The organism is Litorivita sp. NS0012-18 (genome assembly GCF_040371945.1).
Classification (GTDB): Bacteria; Pseudomonadota; Alphaproteobacteria; order Rhodobacterales; family Rhodobacteraceae; genus Litorivita.
The window spans coordinates 662589-682770 of sequence record NZ_BAABWS010000002.1 but is presented as its reverse complement, the minus strand read 5'-3'; the positions used below and the strand labels follow the sequence as shown (position 1 = coordinate 682770).

At 61.6% G+C, this 20182-nt stretch carries 16 protein-coding genes; 5 read left to right on the top strand and 11 right to left on the bottom strand.

Going from position 1 to position 20182, the window contains the following annotated elements:
* Nucleotides 1-59: 59 nt before the first annotated feature.
* Nucleotides 60-758, top strand: coding sequence for a transcriptional repressor LexA (gene lexA, locus ABWV64_RS12910; RefSeq protein WP_353345849.1), 699 nt, complete (start codon nt 60-62; stop codon nt 756-758).
* Here the strand turns inward: lexA and ABWV64_RS12905 are convergent.
* Entirely contained in the window at nt 752-2932 is a 2181-nt protein-coding gene (locus tag ABWV64_RS12905) for a ComEC/Rec2 family competence protein (RefSeq protein WP_353345847.1), read from the bottom strand. The genes lexA and ABWV64_RS12905 overlap by 7 nt on opposite strands.
* A 152-nt stretch (nt 2933-3084) precedes the next feature.
* Between ABWV64_RS12905 and gltX the strand changes: the two genes are divergently transcribed.
* The 4 genes from gltX (at nt 3085) to ABWV64_RS12885 (ending at nt 8488) form a co-directional block, all read left to right on the top strand.
* On the top strand, nt 3085-4530 hold the full coding sequence (gene gltX / locus ABWV64_RS12900; RefSeq protein WP_353345845.1) for a glutamate--tRNA ligase: 1446 nt from the start codon (nt 3085-3087) through the stop codon (nt 4528-4530).
* An 89-nt stretch (nt 4531-4619) separates the two neighbouring features.
* Entirely contained in the window at nt 4620-5915 is a 1296-nt protein-coding gene (gene gltA / locus ABWV64_RS12895; RefSeq protein WP_353345843.1) for a citrate synthase, read from the top strand.
* Nucleotides 5916-6163: 248 nt separating this feature from the next.
* Nucleotides 6164-6979: a calcium-binding protein gene (locus tag ABWV64_RS12890; RefSeq protein WP_353345841.1), complete on the top strand. Its 816-nt coding sequence runs from the start codon at nt 6164-6166 to the stop codon at nt 6977-6979.
* A gap of 45 nt (nt 6980-7024) precedes the next feature.
* Nucleotides 7025-8488, top strand: a complete 1464-nt coding sequence (locus ABWV64_RS12885; protein WP_353345839.1) for a calcium-binding protein — start codon at nt 7025-7027, stop codon at nt 8486-8488.
* 93 nt (nt 8489-8581) lie between these two features.
* Here the strand turns inward: ABWV64_RS12885 and ABWV64_RS12880 are convergent, their stop codons facing one another.
* From ABWV64_RS12880 to ABWV64_RS12835, 10 genes are all read right to left on the bottom strand, one after another.
* Nucleotides 8582-9358 carry an enoyl-CoA hydratase-related protein gene (locus ABWV64_RS12880; RefSeq protein ID WP_353345838.1) on the bottom strand — a complete coding sequence of 259 codons (777 nt, stop codon included), beginning with the start codon at nt 9356-9358 and terminating at the stop codon, nt 8582-8584.
* Between the two features lie 70 nt (nt 9359-9428).
* Nucleotides 9429-9902: a cytochrome c-type biogenesis protein gene (locus ABWV64_RS12875; protein ID WP_353345837.1), complete on the bottom strand. Its 474-nt coding sequence runs from the start codon at nt 9900-9902 to the stop codon at nt 9429-9431.
* Nucleotides 9899-11881, bottom strand: a complete 1983-nt coding sequence (locus ABWV64_RS12870) for a heme lyase CcmF/NrfE family subunit (protein ID WP_353345836.1) — start codon at nt 11879-11881, stop codon at nt 9899-9901. Before ABWV64_RS12870 ends, ABWV64_RS12875 begins: the two co-directional genes overlap by 4 nt.
* A 109-nt stretch (nt 11882-11990) precedes the next feature.
* Nucleotides 11991-12584 carry a holin family protein gene (locus ABWV64_RS12865; protein ID WP_353345835.1) on the bottom strand — a complete coding sequence of 198 codons (594 nt, stop codon included), beginning with the start codon at nt 12582-12584 and terminating at the stop codon, nt 11991-11993.
* Nucleotides 12575-13186 carry a holin-associated N-acetylmuramidase gene (locus ABWV64_RS12860; protein ID WP_353345833.1) on the bottom strand — a complete coding sequence of 204 codons (612 nt, stop codon included), beginning with the start codon at nt 13184-13186 and terminating at the stop codon, nt 12575-12577. The genes ABWV64_RS12865 and ABWV64_RS12860 overlap by 10 nt, the downstream gene beginning before the upstream one ends.
* Before the next feature lie 112 nt (nt 13187-13298).
* Nucleotides 13299-13745 (bottom strand): cytochrome c maturation protein CcmE, encoded by a 447-nt coding sequence (gene ccmE, locus ABWV64_RS12855; RefSeq protein ID WP_353345831.1) that lies wholly within the window; start codon nt 13743-13745, stop codon nt 13299-13301.
* Between the two features lie 21 nt (nt 13746-13766).
* Nucleotides 13767-14795 carry an N-acetyl-gamma-glutamyl-phosphate reductase gene (gene argC, locus ABWV64_RS12850; protein ID WP_353345829.1) on the bottom strand — a complete coding sequence of 343 codons (1029 nt, stop codon included), beginning with the start codon at nt 14793-14795 and terminating at the stop codon, nt 13767-13769.
* Nucleotides 14796-14856: 61 nt separating this feature from the next.
* Nucleotides 14857-15669 (bottom strand): glutamate racemase, encoded by an 813-nt coding sequence (murI, locus tag ABWV64_RS12845; RefSeq protein WP_353345827.1) that lies wholly within the window; start codon nt 15667-15669, stop codon nt 14857-14859.
* 32 nt (nt 15670-15701) lie between these two features.
* Entirely contained in the window at nt 15702-16586 is an 885-nt protein-coding gene (locus tag ABWV64_RS12840; protein WP_353345825.1) for a lysophospholipid acyltransferase family protein, read from the bottom strand.
* Nucleotides 16587-16659: 73 nt separating this feature from the next.
* A complete protein-coding gene (locus ABWV64_RS12835; protein ID WP_353345823.1) occupies nt 16660-20094 on the bottom strand; it encodes an indolepyruvate ferredoxin oxidoreductase family protein in 3435 nt (1144 codons plus the stop codon).
* Nucleotides 20095-20182: the final 88 nt, after the last annotated feature.

Below are 20182 nucleotides of genomic sequence, written 5' to 3'. Positions count from 1 at the left end.
GAACAAGGGTAGAACGAAGGGCAAGAACACAGGCAAAACACGATGTGAGGGTGTGCAAGATGCTGACGAAGAAACAGCTCGATCTTTTGGAATTCATCCAAAAACGGCTTCAACGCGACGGCGTCCCGCCAAGCTTTGACGAAATGAAAGAAGCGCTGGATTTGCGCTCGAAATCGGGCATTCACCGGTTGATCACGGCGCTAGAGGAACGCGGGTTTATCCGGCGTTTGGCCCATCGTGCGCGGGCGATCGAGATTGTGAAGCTGCCCGAAAGCCTCGGCGGCGCGCCTGCCGGTTTTGTTCCGCAAGTCATCGAAGGCGATCGCCCCGATGCCCCGCGCCCCAGCGATGCGCAAACCCTCGAAGCGGTCTATGCGATGGAATTGCCGGTGATGGGCCGCATCGCCGCAGGTGTGCCGATCGAGGCGATCTCCGAAGTCTCGCACCGCGTGGCCGTGCCTGCGGGGATGATTTCGGGCGCGGGCGATCACTATGCGCTGGAGGTGCACGGGGATTCGATGATCGAAGCGGGCATCAATGACGGCGATGTGGTGGTCATCCGCGAGACCAAAGTGGCCGATGACGGCGATATCGTTGTGGCGCTGATCGAAGACCATGAGGCGACGCTCAAGCGCTTTTACCGCAAGGGCAATGCCATCGCGCTGGAGGCCGCCAACCCCGCCTATGAAACGCGGGTCTTCCCTTCCGATAAGGTCAATGTGCAAGGCCGCCTTGTCGGGCTGATCCGCACTTATTGACCTGCGCGCTTGCGCCCCTCGGGGCGCTCGATCGATGAGTTCAGGCCCGCAATGCGCGGGCCTTTATTCTTCTTTGGCAAAGGCTTGCGCCTTTTGACCTCATCATCGGCCTGCGCCGCGGGAGACCATAGCCGGTTGCCGTTTTGGCCCTGAGCCGTTTGAAGGCGCAACCCGCCAGCCTCTTCAAAAAACGCGATTGCGCCGCTGCGCGCGAGCGCCTTCGGGGTCACAATCAGGCAGGCCGAGCGCGCGCTCAGATGCGCGCCATCAGCCGGAAGCGAGAAAGCCCGCTCCCCGCCTTGCGGGTCGCGGTTCATCACTATGATCTCTCCTTCGGCGCAGCCCGAAAATGCCTCCACCGCGCCTTTGCCTTGCAGGTGGATAATCCGCAGTCCCCCCGCCATCATGCCCTGCCCGCGCCATGCGCTTGCGGCGGCCTCTTGCGCACGCGCATCGCCGTCGTTGTCGAGCCAGTTTTGCGCCGTGAAGCGGGCCACTGACGCGCGGCTGAGCACGCGGCCGGCCTCGGCGCGCACCCCCACCAACGCGCCGTCGCGCGCGATCAGCACCGCAGGGCGCTGCGCCGCCGCCCAAATCGCGAAGGCCATGGCCATCACGGCGATCCCGCTCCACCGCCCGCGCCCTTGCCACAACACCATGACCAGCGCCCCCATGGCGAGCAGCGGCAAAACCATATCGGGCGGCGCGGGCACCTTGCCGACCGCCCCATCCAGCCCCGACACACAATGGGCCACAAAGAGGATCCATTTGAGACCAAGCCCCATGATCCAAAGCGCAGGCGCCTCAAGCCCCAACGGCATCAATGCCGCAGCGGCGACCGCAGCGGGCATGACCAAAGCCCCCATCAAAGGCACCGAGGCCAGATTCGCCAAAAGGCCGAAATGCGAGATCTGGTTGAAATGCGCCGCCGAAAACGGCGCGGTCGCCACTCCGGCCACCGCCGAGGAAATGAACACCGCCAGCGGCGCATAAAGCCAGCGCGGCACGACCGCCGCCGTCCTCCCTTCGCCGCGCAGCATCCCGAAGACCGCGACCAATCCGGTCGTCGCGGCAAAGGACATCTGGAACCCCGGTTCGGTCAACCCTTCGGGCCGCAAGGCCAAGATGATGACAGCGGCCAAGGCCAGCGCGCGCAAGGACAGCGCGCGGCGCTCGCAAATCACCGCGACCAAAGCCACGGCGACCATCACAAAGGCGCGCTCGGTGGCGATATTGCCCCCCGACAAAAGCAAATACCCCGCCGATCCGGCCAAGGCGCAAACCGCGGCCAGCTTTTTGACCGGAAGCCGCAGCGCGCACCACGGCACAAGGCAAAGGATCAACCGCGCCGCGCCGAACAGAACCCCCGCCAATAGCCCCATATGAAGGCCCGATATGGCCAGAAGATGCGCCAGATTGGAGCGGCGCAAATCGGCCAGAACCCCCGCGTCCATGGCCGAGCGGTCCCCCGTCATGATCGCCGCCGCAAAGGCCCCCGCATCGCCCTGCAGCCCCGCCTGCACCCTTGACGACAGCGCAAGACGCGCAGCAGTGACGCCTTGCCAACCCTGCGCAGGAGCAAGCAAAACCAAAGGCTTGCGGCTGTATCCGACCGCGCCAAGCTGGCGAAACCACGCGTGGCGGCGAAAATCGAAACCGCTTGGCTCTGTCGGGCCTGGGGCGGCAGAAAGATGCCCCGTGGCCATGACCACCTGCCCCACCTGCGGCGCGAAATCGGGCGCGGGGCCATGCAAAGAGAGACGCACGAGCCGCGGCGTTCTATCGGGCGCGAGGCGCCGCAGTTGCAGATTGTCGAGCGTGAGGCGCAATGTGCCGCTGGAGGCGCGATCCATCCCCGCGACGCGCCCTTCGATGGGGCCGTAGTATCGCCAATCGATCACCGGCGCGACCAAACGGTGCGCGCGCAGACCCGCAAGGCAAAGCCCCACGCAGATCAGCAGCGCCGCCGTGCACAAAGCCGCCCCTGCGGCGCCGGTGCCGCGCGCGCGCAAACGGCGGCCAAAGGTCCATGCGCCCGCCCCCGCCGCGCCGCCAATCCCCGCCGCCGCGGCATAGATCATCCAAGACGGCTCTAGGGGCGCGGCGAAATACGCCCCGATCCCGAGCGCCATACAGACCGGCACCCAGCCAAACAGCGCGCCGCGTTGGCGCACAAAGCTGTCTTCTATGATGGATAAGCTGCGCAGGACGTTGCCCTCCTCTATCGGTGCATGAACGCGCTGCGGGGTGCTTGTTCTCCGCTTGGCGGGTCGATAGACAGGCGGCAAAGCTATTGCCTCCATGATTACCGAAAGGTTAAGCCACCGTGCCCTCACCCGCCTCGCCCGACACTGTTCAGCCCGCCGCCAAACCCGTGGTCACCCGTTTCGCCCCCTCGCCAACGGGGTATTTGCACATCGGCGGGGCGCGCACGGCGCTGTTCAACTGGCTCTATGCGCGCGGGCGTGGCGGCAAATTCCTGCTGCGGATCGAAGACACCGACCGCGCCCGCTCGACCCCCGAAGCGACAGAGGCGATTTTGCAAGGTCTGGCGTGGCTGGGGCTGGATCATGACGGCGAGGTGATCAGCCAGTTCGAGCGCGCAGATCGTCACCGCGAGGTGGCTTTGGCTTTGCTCGCCAAAGGCGCGGCCTATAAGTGTTTTTCGACCCAAGACGAGATCGAAGCCTTTCGCGAGGCGGCGCGGGCCGAGGGCAAATCCACCCTGTTTCAAAGCCCGTGGCGCGATGCCGACGCCGCCAGCCATCCCGATGCGCCCTATGTCATCCGCCTCAAGACCGACAATGACGGCGCGACTGTGATCCGAGATGCGGTGCAAGGCGATGTGACCATCCGCAACGACCAGTTGGACGATATGGTTTTGCTGCGCTCGGACGGCACGCCGGTCTATATGCTGGCCGTGGTGGTGGATGATTTCGATATGGGCGTGACCCATGTGATCCGCGGCGACGATCATTTGAACAATGCGGCGCGGCAGATGGGGATCTATGCGGCGATGGGATGGGATTTGCCGGTCTATGCGCATATCCCGCTCATTCACGGGCCGGACGGCAAGAAGTTGAGCAAACGTCACGGCGCTTTGGGCGCGCATGAATATCAGGTCATGGGCTATCCCGCCGCCGGAATGCGTAATTACCTTGCCCGCCTTGGTTGGAGCCATGGCGATGACGAATTTTTCTCCGATGCGCAGGCTTTGGAATGGTTTGATCTGGACGGGATCGGCAAATCTCCGGCGCGGCTGGATTTCAAAAAGCTTGAAAATATCTGCGGGCAGCAAATCGCGGCGGCGGATGATGCTGCGCTGCTGCATGAGCTTGCGGGATTTTTAAGCGCCACCAAGGCCCCCGTTTTGAGCGATGCAAAAAAAGCGCTTTTGCTAGACGGGATGCATTGTCTGAAGGAGCGTGCGAAGACCTTCCCAGAACTCCTTGATAAAGCTGCATTTATAATGGCCGATCGACCGATCGAGCCGGAGGAGAAAGCGGCGAAAAACCTCGATTCAGTATCCCGTGGTATACTGAATGAATTGACGCCGCATCTGCAAAATGTTAGCTGGTCTCGTGACGATCTTGAGGCGGCTTTGAACGGGTTCTGTGAGGCCCGCGAGATCAAGTTCGGCAAGCTGGCAGGCCCGATGCGGGCGGCGCTGGCCGGACGGGCCGCAACGCCAAGTGTGTTCGATATGATGCTGGTTCTGGGACGCGAGGAAAGCCTCGCCCGCCTAGACGACGCAGCCAGAATGGCGGCCTAAGAGGAGCAGGGTTAACCTACTCTAAAGGGGCCATGACTTACGAACCTGAGAGCGGTCCGCGCTTCGGGTCTTATAGGAAGGGAATGACAATGGCAGAATCGACGAAATCAGCAACGCTGACAATTGATGGGAAGAGCTACGAGCTTCCGATCTACTCCCCCACCGCGGGCCCCGATGTCATTGACATCCGCAAGCTCTACGCCGAGGCGGATGTATTCACCTATGATCCCGGTTTCACCTCGACCGCGTCTTGCGACAGCACCATCACCTTTATCGATGGCGGCAAGGGTGAACTGCTGCACCGTGGGTATCCGATCGACCAACTGGCCGAGAAATCCCACTATCTCGAAGTGTGCTACCTGTTGCTTTACGGTGAATTGCCCACGGCGGCGCAGCTTGAAGATTTCGAAAGCCGCGTGACCCATCACACGATGGTGCACGAGCAGATGCATAAATTCTTCTCCGGTTTCCGCCGCGATGCCCACCCGATGGCGATTATGGTCGGTGTGGTTGGCGCGATGTCGGCCTTTTACCACGATAGCACCGACATCAACGATCCGTGGCAACGTGAGGTCGCCTCGATCCGTATGATCGCGAAAATGCCGACGATTGCCGCCATGGCGTTCAAATACACCATCGGGCAGCCCTTCGTTTATCCGCGCAATGATCTGGACTATGCGTCGAACTTCCTGCGCATGTGTTTTGCCGTCCCTGCCGAGGATTACGAGGTCAACCCGATCCTGAGCCGTGCGATGGACCGCATTTTCACCCTGCACGCCGATCACGAGCAAAATGCCTCGACCTCGACCGTGCGTTTGGCCTCCTCGTCGGGCGCCAACCCCTTTGCCTCGATTGCGGCGGGCATTGCCTGTCTTTGGGGCCCTGCGCACGGCGGCGCGAACCAAGCCTGCCTCGAAATGCTGCGCGAGATCGGCACCGTGGACCGGATCCCCGAATTCATCGCCCGCGCCAAGGACAAGGACGATCCCTTCCGTTTGATGGGCTTTGGCCACCGCGTTTACAAAAACTTCGACCCGCGCGCGACGGTGATGAAACAGTCGGCCGACGAGGTTCTTGATCTGCTGGGCGTGGAAAACAACCCGATCCTGCAGGTCGCTAAAGAGCTTGAAAAACAGGCCCTGAGCGATCCGTATTTCGCTGATAAAAAGCTCTTCCCGAATGTCGATTTCTATTCGGGTATCATTTTGGAGGCCATGGGCTTCCCGACCTCGATGTTCACCCCGATCTTTGCGCTGTCGCGCACTGTCGGTTGGATTTCGCAGTGGAAAGAGATGATCTCGGATCCGACTATGAAAATCGGTCGCCCGCGCCAGCTTTACACCGGCGAGACCCTGCGCGATTACGTCGAGGTCGAAGACCGCTAAAGCGGCCCCTTACCCGACGCGAATCGAACGCGCCCCGGCTTTGCCGCGGGCGCGTTTTGCTTTGAAAGGGCGCCTGTTTTTCGGGCAGAGTTATCGAAATTCGGCTGATTGTCGCCGCGTCAAGAACAATGCGTGATCGGTTATGACATTGGCGCCAATTCAGACCCAGTTGCAAAAACTTCGCTTTGATACGCGTCGCCGCTGCCATATTGTTAACACAATATTAACACTATTCGGTGGCGTATCTCATGCTTGCTTTGATCTATCTTGGTCCGTGGCTTCTTACCGCAGGTCTGCTCTACGCCTTTGGCGTCTTCGATGATGATGACGAGGAGACCGCCGAGGACGAGGACACCATCACCGGCACAGACGGCGATGACACGCTTGTCGGCTCCGAAGCCGATGACGAGGTGCTTGCCAAGGCCGGCGATGACGAGGTTTGGACCCTTGAGGGCAGCGACAGCGTCTTCGCCGATGATGGCAATGATACGATCATCGGCGGCGCGGGCGACGACCTGTCGCGCGGCGGCCATGGCGATGATTACATTTATGACGTCGAGGGCAGCGACACGATCGTGGCGGGCGCGGGCAATGACACCGTTTATGCCGCGGCCATGGCCGACGGTTTTGACGACAGCGACGTCGAGGCCTATCTCGCCGATGATGATGCGACATTCGCCGAACTGACCACCGCGCTCTTTGCCGGTGAGACCTTTAGCGATGATCCCGACGCTGATGAGGGCGACGAAATCAAATTGGGCCGCGGCGATGATGCGGTTGTGGCGGGCGCGGGTGACACGGTCACCGGCGGCGCGGGCGCGGATCAGATCGGGGTCTTCTTGCGCGGCGAGGATGCCGGCGAAGTCACCGTGACCGATTTCGACGCCGTCGAGGATTACCTCGTGGTCTATGGCTCCGCGGGCACCGTCACCTTCACTCCAGGACCGGATGATGCCGCCGAAGTGCGTGTCGATGATGCGGTTGTCGCGCTCTTGCAGGGCGTGGATGCGGCGACGTTGGAGGCCAGCAGCGTGGTCTTCGCCACCGTGGGCGAGCGCCCCTAGCCCGCCCCCCTCTGCTGGGCGCCTTGTAACGAGAGACGATTATCGATGCTTGCAATGACCTTGATCCCGCTTTTGCTCACAGGCGCGCTTTTGTCGGCCTTTGGCGTTTTTGGTGGGGATGACGACGATGATGCCAAAACGGCCCAATCGATCACCCCCTCCGAGGGGGATGATGTGCTCGTCGGGACCGATGGCGACGACGAAATCAACGGCAAGGGCGGCGATGACATCCTCCTTGGCGCGGCGGGAAATGACACGCTCTACGGGCGCGAGGGAGACGATTGGGTTCTTGGCGAAGCCGGTGACGATTCCCTGCGCGGCGGTGATGGCGACGATATTCTGGTCGACCTCGTGGGAGCCGATACATTGAACGCAGGGGCGGGCAATGATTGGGTCGTCGCGAGCGGCATGCCCTCCAATTTGCTCGAGACCGACGAGGATTGGGATTTTTCCGAAGGCGATTATGACGGCGACGAGATATATCTGGGAAGAGGCAATGACGGGGCCGAGGTCGGGTTTGACGACACAGTGACCGGCGGCGAAGGTGCTGACACCTTCTCGGTTCTTGGCGCCTTACAAGACCACGCTGGCCATGATGCCCCCGAGATCACCGATTTTGCCCCCGGAAACGATAGGTTGATGATCCACTACACCAACGAGATCGCCCCTCGGGTCAGCTTTGAACCTGTGGAAGGTGGAGGCGTGAATGTGATTGTCGACACCCATATCGCGGCGCATCTGTCCAATCTGAACAGTGTTGATGAGATCTCGGAGCAAGATATCATGTTGGTCCGCTCCTATGGGTCCGAGCCGCAACTCCTGTACAAACTCAAAGGCACGGATGGCGATGACATCTTGTCCGACGGGCCGGAAAGCAGCGAGATCGTCGCGCTTGCGGGCGATGATTTGATCGATGCAGGCGTCGGCCAGGACACCGTTTTCGGCCAAGACGGTGATGACACGGTCTATGGCGGCGAGGGGGACGACTCCTTGCGTGGCGGCGCAGGCGAAGATCTGATCGTTGATATCCAAGGCGCCGATATCATCAAAAGCGGCGCAGACAACGATGTGGTGATCGCCAGCGGCATGGCATCCAACATCGACCTCGTGAGCGACCGCACGAACCCCGCGATCCTCAGCACCGATGGCTGGAGCTATGCCGAAGGCGATATTGAGGGCGACGAGGTGTACCTTGGCGACGGCGACGATTTGGCGATCATCGGCTATAACGATACGGTCACGGGCGGCACTGGCGTCGATACGTTTACCGTGCTGGGCGCCGATGGCGAACTGGGCGACAATGCCGCCCCGATCATCACCGATTTTTCGATTTTGCAAGATATGCTCGTGATTTACTACACCGATGGCACCGAGCCTGTGATCACCTACGCGTTGAGCACCGCCGGCACGGTCGAGGTATTGGCCGATGGTCAGGTCGCTGCGCAGTTGACCAATCTGACCTCGCTTGAGCAGGTCAATACGATCAACACAATCCTGTTTAGCGCCTAGAAGCGCCTTACCCAAATTTTCAACCAAGACCTTTTCAAATGATCACGCCGCCCCTCTCGGGGCGGCGATTTTCGTTACGGCATTTGGCGCAAATCAACGCCCTTCGTATTTCGCGGGGCGTTTTTCAAGGAAGGCCACAACCCCCTCTTTAAAGTCGCGCGAGGCGCCGCATTCGCCTTGGCGGCGGCCCTCATCGGCCAATTGTGCATCCAGCGTATTGTCCCATCCGCCGCGGATCGAGGCTTTGACATGGGCATAGGCAAGGGTCGGACCCGCCGCCAGTTGCGCCGCGCGTTTCATCCAATGGGCCTCGAAGGAGGTGTCATCGACCGCCTCCCAAATCATGCCCCAGTCCGAGGCTTGTTGGGCGCTGATCGGTTCGGCAAAAAGCGCCGCGCCCATGGCTTTGGCCATGCCCATCGAACGCGGCAACCAATAGGTGCCGCCCGCATCGGGGATCAGGCCGATCCGCGTGAAGGCCTGTAGGAAGTAGGCGCTTTGCGTCGCGATCACCACATCCGCCGCCAGCGCAAGATTGGCCCCTGCCCCTGCGGCCGCGCCGTTCACGGCGGCGATTGTGGGCACGGGGCAATCGGTGATGGCTTTGAGCATCGGCATATATTCGTCGCGCAATGTGCGCTCTAGGTCGATCTCGGCGACATTGCCGGTGTCCGACAGGTCCTGCCCCGAGCAAAACGCCCGCCCCGAGCCTGTGATCACCACCGCCCGCGCCTCTTTGCCGCCCATGGTCACGGCTGCGGCCACCTCGGCGCGCATCTGCGTGGTCAGGGCATTCATTTTCTCGGCGCGGTCAAAGCGGATCACCGCCACGCCGTCCGTCACTTCGTATTTTAGCGTTTCAAATTGCATGGATAAGCCTCCCTAACAGGTTAGCGCTATCCAACATCATCGGCGCGGCCAAGGAAAGAGCAACGAGGCGTCACTCGTCCATAATCTGGCGCAGCCGCGCATCCTCATCCGCCGAAAGCCCCGCGTCAGTGCCCTGCGGCGCTTTGGAGCGGGCGCGCAAATAGAGCCCCCCCAGCCCAAGCGCGAGCAAAAGCATCAGCGGCCCCGCCTGCCACAAGAGCAGGTTGCTGCCCTTGCCCGTCGGGTTGAGCAGCACATATTCGCCGTAGCGGCCGACGATAAAGTCCACCGCCTGCGCGTCGCTGTCGCCCGCGACGAGCCGCTCGCGCACCAAAAGGCGCAGATCACGGGCCAATTCCGCATGGCTGTCGTCGATGCTCTCGTTGCGGCACACAAGGCAGCGCAGCCCTTTGGAAATCTGCCGCGCGCGCGCCTCCAGCGCCGGATCGGCGAGGATCTCGTCAGGCTCTACCGCCATCGCCACCGGCGCCATAGCCATGAGCGGAAGGGAAGCGAGGATCACGGCGCGCATCAAGCGTTTCATTCGGCAGCCACCCCGTGTTGCGGGCCGCGCCCTGTTTTGCGCGCCCCTGCGGCCACGCGGAACCGGCGGTCCGACAGGCTCAGCCCGCCGCCAAAGGCCATCAAGATCGTGCCGCCCCAAATCCAGTTGGCCAAAGGTTTGTAGTAGCTGCGCACCGCCCAGCCCCCGCCCTCTTGCGGATCGCCGATGACCACATAGACATCGCGCCAGAACCCGCCATCAATCGCCGCCTCGGTGGTTGGCATTTTGGCGACCGGATAGATGCGTTTTTCGGGATGCAGCGTCGAAATCACACGGCCGTTTTTCGACAAGGTGAAATCGCCCATGGTCGAGCGGTAATTCGGCCCCTGCACGCTTTGCACGCCATTGAGCACCAGATCATAGCCCGCAATCGAGAAAGGCTCGCCGGTTTGCACCACGCGGATATCCTCGGCCTCCCATGCGGTCAGCCCCGCGATGCCGGTGATCACCACCCCAAGCCCCGCATGGGCCACGGATTTCCCCCAATCGGCACGCGGCAAGCGCAGCATCCGGCGCAGCCGCGCGCCAAAACCGCCGCGCCCCGTGCGCGAGAAAAGATCCACCGCCGCGCCCGACACCAGCCAAGCGCCAAGAAACAACCCGACCGGCCCCAAGGCCGACCGCCCCGTTTGCAAGGCAAAGGCCAATGCCCCGACCGCCAGCGCCAGAACGAAAGCCCCGCGCAGGCTGCGCATGGCTTTGCCTATTTTGGCGCGTTTCCACGGCAGCATCGCCCCGATCGGCAAAATCAGCCCCAAAACCACCATGAAGGGCGTGAAGGATGTGTCGAAAAACGGCGCGCCGACCGAGAGTTTGCGGTCAAAGAACAGCTCGGACACCAGCGGCCAGATCGTTCCGATAAAGACCACAAAGGCCGAGACGCCCAAAAGGATGTTGTTGAGCAAAAGCGCGCTTTCGCGGCTGACCATGGAAAAGACGCCCTTGGCCTCCATCGCGCCCGCGCGAAAGGCGAAAAGCGTCAAGGCCCCGCCCATGAACACCGCCAGAATGATCAGCAAGAACACCCCGCGTTCGGGGTCGGAGGCAAAGGCATGGACCGAGGTGATCACCCCAGAGCGGGTGATAAAGGCCCCGATCAACGAAAAGCCAAAGGCGATAATGGCAAGCAGAATGGTCCAGCTTTTGAGGCTTTCGCGCTTTTCCACCACGATGGCCGAATGCAGCAGGGCCGCCGCGATGAGCCATGGCATGAAGGAGGCGTTTTCGACCGGATCCCAAAACCAAAATCCGCCCCAGCCAAGCTCGTAATAAGCCCACCAAGAGCCAAGCCCGATGCCGACGGTCAAGAACATCCAAGCCGCCAAGGTCCAAGGCCGCACCCACCGCCCCCAAGCCGCATCAACGCGCCCTTCGATGAGCGCGGCGACGGCAAAGGAGAAGGTCATCGAAAGCCCCACATAGCCGAGGTAGAGGAAGGGGGGATGAAAGGCGAGGCCCGGATCTTGGAGCAGCGGGTTGAGGTCTTGTCCGTCAAAGGGCGGGGTCACGAGCCGCAAGAACGGGTTGGAGGTGAAGAGCGAAAAGGCGAAAAACGCCGCTGCGATCATGCTTTGCACCGCCAGAACGCGGGCGCGCAGGCTGGGCGGCAGGTTGCCCCCGAACATCGCCGCCGCCGCGCCAAAGGCCGTCACGATGAGCACCCACAACAGCATCGAGCCTTCGTGATTCCCCCAAACGCCGCTGAATTTATACAAAAGCGGCTTGGCCGAATGCGAATTGAGCACCACAAGGCGCAGGCTGAAATCGGAGGTCACAAAGGCATGGGTCAGCGCCGCAAAGGCCCCGAACGTCAGCAAAAACTGCGCCATCGCGGCCGGTTCGCCCATCGCCATCCACCCGCGCCAACGGTAATGCGCCCCGATCAAGGGCACGGTGGCCCCGAACAGCGAGGTGACGAAAGCAAGGATGAGAGCGTAGTGGCCAAATTCTGTAATCATGGCCTGCTTATACGGTGCCAGCCGCCCGCGCGCCAATCACATTCGCTGATTGCGACGTATCACATTGTCGCGGGCTTGCACCTGCGCGATGCCCTTGCAAGGGCGCAAATTAGCGGGTCTCGGCGCGGCTGCGCCAATCGTCAAGGGCGGCGTTTTTCTCGGGGCGCGTCGCGGCCGCCGTCAAAGCCGCATCCACGCCCGTATCCCCCGCGCCGGGGCGGGTCTCGGAGGCCTCGCCGGACATGGCATCCAGCAGGGCAATATTGTGCATCGCAACCGGCGCCATCGCCATGCTCGCCGCGATAGAGCGTTGAAACTCTTGGCCTTTCACTTGATGGCGCGCACCGAAGTAGAAAGAGACAATCGCCCCCAACAGCCACCAAAGCGGCTCTGGCACCAAGGCCACGCCCTGCATCCGGCTGGCAAACCAGATCGGATCGACCATGGCCGACACAAACAGCCCCAAAGTGCCAAGCGCCAGCATCGGGCGCGGCAAACGGTTGAGCGCATCCATGAAGCGGTCAAAGCGGCTTTGGCGGGGCCCTGCGAATTCCGCACCGAATTGTTGGAGCACCGCACCTTGCAGTTCGGCCTCGCGCATGGCCGAAGCCTCGCGGTTCTCGGTGAAAACCTCGGCAGTTTCGCGGATGATATTGCGCCCGCCGCCAAACAGCCCGTCAAAAATACGCCCCATCAGCCCCATGTTGCTACGCGCTCCTGAAATTCTGCTGTTGAAAGGTGGTAGCGCGGCGAGATGAACTCTTCGGCGCGGCGGATCCAGCCGCCCTTGCCCCCAGCGCGCGTGACCACATATTTGCGGCTGGCGGCGCGTTGATCGGCGAGGCGGAAATAATAGTTGCGCCGTGCAATGCCATAAGCGTCGGCCAGATGCGCGGGTGCCTTGGCCTGCGCGCGCGCCGCCGCGCGCAGGGTTTGCGGCCCGATCACGCCGTCCACGGTGACGTCCTGTCCCATCTGCCGCAGCAGATTTTGCAAAATTTTCACCGCATTGCTGCCCGCGTTCACATACATATCAAAAACGCTGGCCTGCAGCGCTTTGGGCAGGGCGTCAATGCGGGGGCGGTGAAAGTAGTGATCGACAAAAATCTGCTCGGCGCGGGGCCGCGTCATGGCGCGCACATCGGCCACCGACACCATGCCGTCGCCGGTCAAATCCAATCCCAGCCGCCGCATCGTATGGATGGTAACGCCGTATTTCGTCGCCCCACCCGGATCATCGGGATCATTCACAAAGCCGCCTTCGCGGGCGACGATCTCTTTTGCAATCTGCTCGACAGTGGCCATCTTGCGTGCCTTTCGTGTCTGGAAAATCAGACACAAAGGCTGCGCTCAAATGGTTAACGCGCCGCCATCAGGCCGCGCGTCCGAAGGGTTTCGAAAGGGTTAGAGCCGCGATCTAGCTGCCGCCCGCCTCTTGATAGACGCCTTGTTCCTTGAGCGCATCGACGACCTCTTTGGGCATGTAATCCTCATCATGTTTGGCAAGAATTTCAGTGGCTTCAAAGGTTCCGTTAATGTAGCTTCCGGTGCCGATCATGCCTTGGCTTTCGGCAAAAAGATCGGGCAGCACGCCGCGGTAGGTCACCGGAACGCTGGCCCCGCCATCGGTCACGCGAAAGCGGATCACCTCGCCTTGGCCGCGCTCAAGGCTGCCCTCTTCGACCAGCCCTCCGATGCGGAACACCTCTTTGGGCTGGGGCGGCTCGGCGATGACTTGCGAGGGCGAACGAAAGAAATTGATCCCGTCGCGCATCGCATATCCGATCAGGCCGGTCGCCAAGATCAAGGCCACCGCCGTGATCAACAACACCTGCACGCGCCGTTGTTTTTTCAACGATTTCATCGCCTCGTCCTCCGGTCCGAATTAGGGGTAGACAGGGGCAAGCATCAAGCCTGTGGTCTCGTCCTCGCCCAGCATCAAATTGGCATTTTGCACCGCTTGGCCCGACGAGCCTTTGCACAGGTTGTCGAGCGTGCCGACCACAATGGCGCGGCCCGAACGGCGGTCTTTGACCACGCCAATGTGGCACAGGTTCGTCGCCCGCACATCCTTCATCGCAGGTGCCTGCCCCATCGGCAGAACATGGATGAACGGCTCATCCGCATAGGCGGCGGCCAAGGCATCATGCACCGCCTGCGCGTCGCATTTGACATAGGCGGTGGCAAGGATGCCGCGGCTGGCGGGGATGAGATGCGGGGTAAATTGCACCTCGACAGGGCGGCCCGCGATCAAGGAAAACTCTTGGTCAAACTCGCCCAGATGCCGGTGCGTGCCGCCTATCGAATAGGCGGTGACATTTTCGGTCATCTCGGCGGTGAGCAGCAATTCCTTGGCCGCACGTCCGGCGCCCGATGCGCCGACCTTGAGGTCGAGGATAATCTCGTCCAGATCGATCACACCGGCGCCAATCAGCGGGCGCAAGATGAATTGCCCCGTCGCCGCATTGCATCCGGTGCCCGCCACCAGACGCGCGGTTTTGATCTCTTCACGGTAAAATTCGGTCAGGCCGTAAACCGCCTCTTTTTGCATCTCGACCGCGGCATGATCGTTGCCATACCATTTCTTGTAGGCCGCCGGATCGCGCAGCCGGAAATCCGCCGACAGATCGACGATTTTCAAGCTGGCGGGCAATTCGCGGATCACCTCTTGCGAGGTTTTATGCGGCAAGGCGCAAAAGCACAGATCAATCGCGGAAAAATCGATCTCTTCGATGGTGACCAGATCGGGCAGGTTCAAATGGCGCAGATGCGGGTAGACATCCGACATTTTCTGCCCCGCTTTGGAATTGGCGGCCAAGGCGGCCACCTCCATCGACGGATGCGTGGCGATGAGCCGGACAAGTTCGGCGCCCGTGTAACCGGAAGCGCCCAGTATGGCGATTTTATGGGTCATTGGACCTCTTTCATTATGGGCCGCGGGGCATGTGCCGCATCGCGGGAAGTATCACATAGGATCAGGCGTTTTGAAATTCGACTTTTCGTCGCAAGATCTGTGTCGCTTGGGTCGAGACCTTGCGCGGATCGCCAGTGGTCAAAAACATCTCGTCGCGCCCCTCGCCGATCATCTTGGGATGCCTTTGCAGATAATCCGCAAGGCTTTGCGCAACAAGGTCGGCCTGTGAATAAACCGTCACATCCGCACCGAGCGCCTCTTGGAAGGCCTCTTGCATCAACGGGTAGTGGGTGCAGCCGAGGATCGCGGCCTGCGGGTCCGGCATCTTGCGTTTGAGCGCGTCCACATGGCTGCGCACCAAGGCCTCGGCAAGGATCATATCGCCATCCTCGATCGCATCGACCAAACCGCCGCAGGCTTGGGCCTCGACATCGACGCCAATGGCGCGAAAGGCCAGTTCGCGTTGAAAGGCGCGGCTGGCCACGGTGGCGGGGGTGGCAAAAAGCGCCACATGTTTGACCGCAACCTCGCGCGGCGGGGAATTGTCGCCCCATTTGCGTTCGGTCAAAGCCTCGATCAGCGGGACAAAGACGCCCAAGACCCGTTTATCGGCGGGAATCCAGCTTTCTTGCATCCGGCGCAGGGCGGCGGCGCTGGCCGTATTGCACGCAAGGATAACCAGATCACAGCCCGCGTCCCACATGCGTTCGACGGCTGCGGTGGTCAGGTTGTAGATATCGTCGGAGGTGCGCACGCCGTAGGGCGCATGGGCATTGTCGCCAAAATACACAAACGGCACGTCCGGCAACCGTTTGGCCGCCGCATCCAGAACGGTCAAACCGCCCAAACCACTGTCAAAAACGCCGACTGCCATTGCTCTTGTGCCTGCCTATCTGCTTGCGCCGGCTAAACTTTCGGCGCGCGATGTTTCGCTTCGAACTCATAGCCATACTCGAAATGTTCAAGCGGCTCTGGCGATAGCTCATAAGTCGATTTGCGCAGGAAATCCATCATTGCTTTGCCATCCGAGCGCCGCGCCGCCAATTCGTCGCGCGCCAGAGGTTTTCCGATCACGATTTGCACCGGCCCGTCGATCCGGCGGCGAAATTCGCGGATCAAAAGCCCCATGCGCAAGGACGGGTGCAGGTGGCTGGCAATCTGGAACAGGCGCGAGGTATGGCCGGCAAAAAACACCGGCACCACGGCGGCGTCTGATTTGGCGATCATCTTGGCGGTAAAGCCGCGCCAGAGCGGGTCCATCGGCACGCCAAAGGGCCGCGCGGCGGTCGAAACCGTCCCGCCGGGAAAGATGCCAATCGCGCCGCCCTGCCCCAGATAACGCAGCGCCTCGGCCCGCGTGGCGATGTTTTGCGCCAACCCCTCGCGGGTCTCGTCAAAGCTGATGGGCAAGATCACGCGGTCGAGGTCCTCGGCCTTGCGAAACACCGAATTGGCCAGAATACGAAAATCCCCGCTACGGCGCGTGGCCAGAAGATGGCCCAGCATCAACCCGTCCAAAATACCGTAGGGGTGGTTGGAGACGGTGATCAGCGGGCCGGTTTGCGGCAGGTTCTGCGCACTGCCGCCGACAATGTCGAGGCTGACGCCATAGCGCTGCTTCATCACCTGCCAAAAACAAGCCCCATTTGCCACGTCCCGCTCATATCCCGCCGCACGGCGGATCAGGCCAAAGCGCCCAGAGGCGGCTTCCATCGTTCGGATAACCGCCCGCCCGCCGCGTGTGGCGGCGCTATGGGCATAGGAAATATCGCGGGCGATGTGGCGGCTCATGGCGCGGTTTTAGGGATGCGCGCGGCCTATGGGAAGGAGAATTTGCGCCCCCTTCCCCGCCCTTAGCGCTGCATTACTCGGCGGCTTTGGCCTGATGCGCCCCGCCCGCACGGATGGACGCCAAAAGCTCCTCGCGCCGCTTGGCCGCTTTGGCTTCATTGGCCTGTTTCACCGGACCGAAGCCGCGGATTTGCAAAGGCAGCTCGGCCAAGGCCACCGCAGGCGCCTTCGCCTGCGCGCTATAGGTTTGGAAAAGCGCGCCCATATCCGCCTCATATTGCGCGATCAACGCGCGCTCCATTTTGCGCTCTTCGGTGCGGCCAAAGAGATCAAGCGGCGTGCCGCGCAGGTGTTTCATTCGCGCCAAAATCCACAAGGGGCGGCGCATCCACGCGCCGAAAGAGCGTTTTTGCGGGCGGCCATCCTTGCCCTCTTTGGCGAGGATCGGCGGGGCGAGGTGGTAGGTCATTTGGAAATCGCCCTCGAATTGCGCCTCGGCCTTCTTGCGGGTGTCCAGCAATAGCCGCGCGACCTCGTATTCATCCTTGTAGGACAAGAGCTTATGATATCCCATTGCCACCGCCTCGCGCAGATCGGCAGGGGCGGCATCGACCAGTTTGCGGTAGCGTTTGGCCAATCCGCGCCCTTGGTATTGGATCAGATGCTTGCGGCGAAATTCGATCCGCTCGTCCAAGGTTTTCGGCAATTGCGCGACTTTTGGCTGCATGAGGGCGCGGGCCTCGGCGGGCTGGACAATCGCCCAGCGGCCGATCTCGAAGGCGCGCAGGTTTTTCTCGACCGCGGCGCCGTTGAGGGTGATGGCCTCGGCAATCGAGGATTTGTCCAGCGGGATCAGGCCTCTTTGCCATGCGGCGCCAAAGATGATCATGTTGGAAAAGATGCTGTCGCCCAAAGCCGCACGGGCCAGCTCTGACGCATCAAACAGCGACACCCCCTCTTTCATCCGCGCGCTCAGCGCCAGTTCAAGCTGCTCGGCGGGGAGCTTGAATTCGGTGTTGCGGGTGAAATCGCCGGTGATGATCTGGTGATTGTTGACCACCGCGCCGGTGCGCCCCATCGCCGTGAGGCCAAGGGTTTTGCTGCCTGCCGAGACGACCAGATCGCCACCGATCAACGCATCACATTCGCCGGTGGCGACGCGAATGGCGCTGATATCGGCGGGCGTATTGGCGATACGGCAATGGATATGCACCGCGCCGCCCTTTTGCGCGAGGCCGGCCATTTCCATCATACCTGCGCCTTTGCCCTCGATCTGCGCCGCTTGGGCCAGAACCGCGCCGATGGTGACAACGCCGGTGCCGCCAACGCCGGTGATCACGACGTTATGGGTGCCGTTGATGGCGGGCAATGTCGGTTCGGGCAGGACCGGAAGTTCCAACGCCTTGGCCGCGCCTTTGCCTGCTGCGCCCTGCCCGCCCTTGCGCGGGCTTGCGCCCTCAAGGGTCACGAAGCTGGGGCAAAAGCCTTTGACGCAAGAGAAATCCTTGTTGCACGAGCTTTGATCAATCGCGCGCTTGCGGCCGAGTTCTGTTTCGACCGGCACGATGGAGACGCAATTGGATTGCACCCCGCAATCGCCGCAGCCCTCGCAAACATCGGTGTTGATGAACACGCGTTTGTCGGGGTCGGGGAAGGTGCCGCGTTTGCGGCGGCGGCGTTTTTCGGCGGCGCAGGTTTGCACATAGACGATGGCCGAAACGCCCTCATGTTCGCGCATCTGGCGCTGCACCTCGTCCAGATCGGCGCGCTCATGGCGCGAGACCTCGCGCGGGAAAAGATCGAGGTTTACGTCTTCCTTTTCATCATAGACCAAGGCCACATGTTTTACCCCCATCGCCACCAATTCGCGCGCGATGCGGTCGGCACTCAGCCCGCCTTCGTTGGCCTGCCCGCCAGTCATGGCGACGGCGTCATTGAACAAGATTTTATAGGTGATATTTGTGCCTGCCGCCAAAGCGGCGCGGATCGCTTGCACCCCCGAATGGTTATAGGTGCCGTCGCCCATATTTTGGAACACATGGCGGGTGCTCGAAAACGGCGCCTCACCGATCCAGTTCGCGCCCTCGGCGCCCATATGGGTGCTGCCCAAGGTGCCGCGGTCCATCCATTGCACCATATAGTGACAGCCGATGCCCGCATAGGCGCGGCTGCCCTCGGGCACTTTGGTCGATAAATTATGCGGGCAGCCGGAGCAAAAATACGGCAAGCGCGCCGCCAGTTCGGGGGCGTTATCGGCGCGTTTTGCCTCGGCGATCTGCGCCAGTCCGGCTTTGATGCTACCCGTGTCGCGGCCTTCTTCGATGAAAATCTCGCCAAGCTTCTCGGCGATATGGATCGGATCGAGCGCGCCTTGGACGGGAAAGAGCACCTCGTCGTGGCGCGCGCCCTTGCGCCATCCATAGACGCGGCGCCCGCGCCGGTCGTCGAAAATCGCCTCTTTGACCTGCACTTCGATCAGCTTGCGCTTTTCCTCGACCACGATGATCAGATCAAGCCCTTCGGCCCAATCGTGAAACCCGCGCATATCCAAGGGCCAGACCTGCCCGACCTTATAGGTGGTCATCCCGAGGCGTTCGGCCTCGGCCGCGTCGATCCCGAGCAAGGACAGCGCATGCATCAGGTCGAGCCAGTTCTTGCCCGCCGCAACAAGGCCGATCTTTGCCCCCTCCTTGCCCCAAACGCGTTTGTCGATTTTGTTGGCATGGGCAAAGGCCTCGGCGGCGTGGCGTTTATAGTCGATAAGCCGCGCCTCTTGCGCCGTGGGGCTGTCGACAAGCCGGATGCCCAACCCGCCTTCGGGGAGTTTGAAATGCGTAGGCGTAATGAGCTGCATCCGGTTTGGATCGCCGTCGACCACCGAGGTGGCCTCGACCGTGTCTTTCATCGTCTTGAGCCCGACCCACAGCCCGCTATAGCGGCTCAGCGCCCAGCCATAGATGCCGTAGTCAAGGATTTCTTGCACGCCAGCGGGGCTGACGATGGGCACATAGGCGTCCATCAGCGCGAATTCGGATTGGTGCAGAACCGTCGAGCTTTCGCCGGTATGATCATCGCCCATGGCCATCAACACACCGCCCAAGGCGCTGGTGCCGGCCATATTCGCATGGCGCATCACATCGCCCGACCGGTCTACCCCCGGCCCTTTGCCATACCAAAGGCCAAAGACCCCGTCGAATTTGCCCTCGCCGCGAAGCTCGGCCTGCTGCGCCCCCCAAAGGGCCGTGGCGGCCAGATCCTCGTTCAGACCTTCTTCGAACAAGATATCGGAGGCGGCCAGTTCCTTGCCCGCGCGCGCCATTTGCATATCCACCGCGCCAAGAGGCGATCCGCGATAGCCGGTGACATATCCGGCGGTGTTATGCCCCGCCGCCCGATCACGGGCTTTTTGCATGAGCATCAAGCGCACCAAAGCCTGCGTGCCATTCAAAAGAACGGGGCTTTTCTCCAGATCAAACTTATCTTTCAACGATACCGTTTGCTTACCCATGGCGCGTCTCCCTCGGCTGGATATGGCGATCACGTCGCGGCGCCCCTCCTCCTCCAAGGTCTGGCAATCGCGACTCTTACGCAGGGCA

What these genes read in the sequence shown, in the direction of transcription:
- lexA (WP_353345849.1), top strand. Translation starts at nt 60, where the DNA reads ATGCTGACGAAGAAACAGCTCGATCTTTTGGAATTCATCCAAAAACGG.
- gltA (WP_353345843.1), top strand. Translation starts at nt 4,620, where the DNA reads ATGGCAGAATCGACGAAATCAGCAACGCTGACAATTGATGGGAAGAGC.
- ABWV64_RS12890 (WP_353345841.1), top strand. Translation starts at nt 6,164, where the DNA reads ATGCTTGCTTTGATCTATCTTGGTCCGTGGCTTCTTACCGCAGGTCTG.
- ABWV64_RS12885 (WP_353345839.1), top strand. Translation starts at nt 7,025, where the DNA reads ATGCTTGCAATGACCTTGATCCCGCTTTTGCTCACAGGCGCGCTTTTG.
- ABWV64_RS12880 (WP_353345838.1), bottom strand. Translation starts at nt 9,358, where the DNA reads ATGCAATTTGAAACGCTAAAATACGAAGTGACGGACGGCGTGGCGGTG.
- ABWV64_RS12875 (WP_353345837.1), bottom strand. Translation starts at nt 9,902, where the DNA reads ATGAAACGCTTGATGCGCGCCGTGATCCTCGCTTCCCTTCCGCTCATG.
- ABWV64_RS12870 (WP_353345836.1), bottom strand. Translation starts at nt 11,881, where the DNA reads ATGATTACAGAATTTGGCCACTACGCTCTCATCCTTGCTTTCGTCACC.
- ABWV64_RS12865 (WP_353345835.1), bottom strand. Translation starts at nt 12,584, where the DNA reads ATGGGGCTGATGGGGCGTATTTTTGACGGGCTGTTTGGCGGCGGGCGC.
- ABWV64_RS12860 (WP_353345833.1), bottom strand. Translation starts at nt 13,186, where the DNA reads ATGGCCACTGTCGAGCAGATTGCAAAAGAGATCGTCGCCCGCGAAGGC.
- ccmE (WP_353345831.1), bottom strand. Translation starts at nt 13,745, where the DNA reads ATGAAATCGTTGAAAAAACAACGGCGCGTGCAGGTGTTGTTGATCACG.
- argC (WP_353345829.1), bottom strand. Translation starts at nt 14,795, where the DNA reads ATGACCCATAAAATCGCCATACTGGGCGCTTCCGGTTACACGGGCGCC.
- murI (WP_353345827.1), bottom strand. Translation starts at nt 15,669, where the DNA reads ATGGCAGTCGGCGTTTTTGACAGTGGTTTGGGCGGTTTGACCGTTCTG.
- ABWV64_RS12840 (WP_353345825.1), bottom strand. Translation starts at nt 16,586, where the DNA reads ATGAGCCGCCACATCGCCCGCGATATTTCCTATGCCCATAGCGCCGCC.
- ABWV64_RS12835 (WP_353345823.1), bottom strand. Translation starts at nt 20,094, where the DNA reads ATGGGTAAGCAAACGGTATCGTTGAAAGATAAGTTTGATCTGGAGAAA.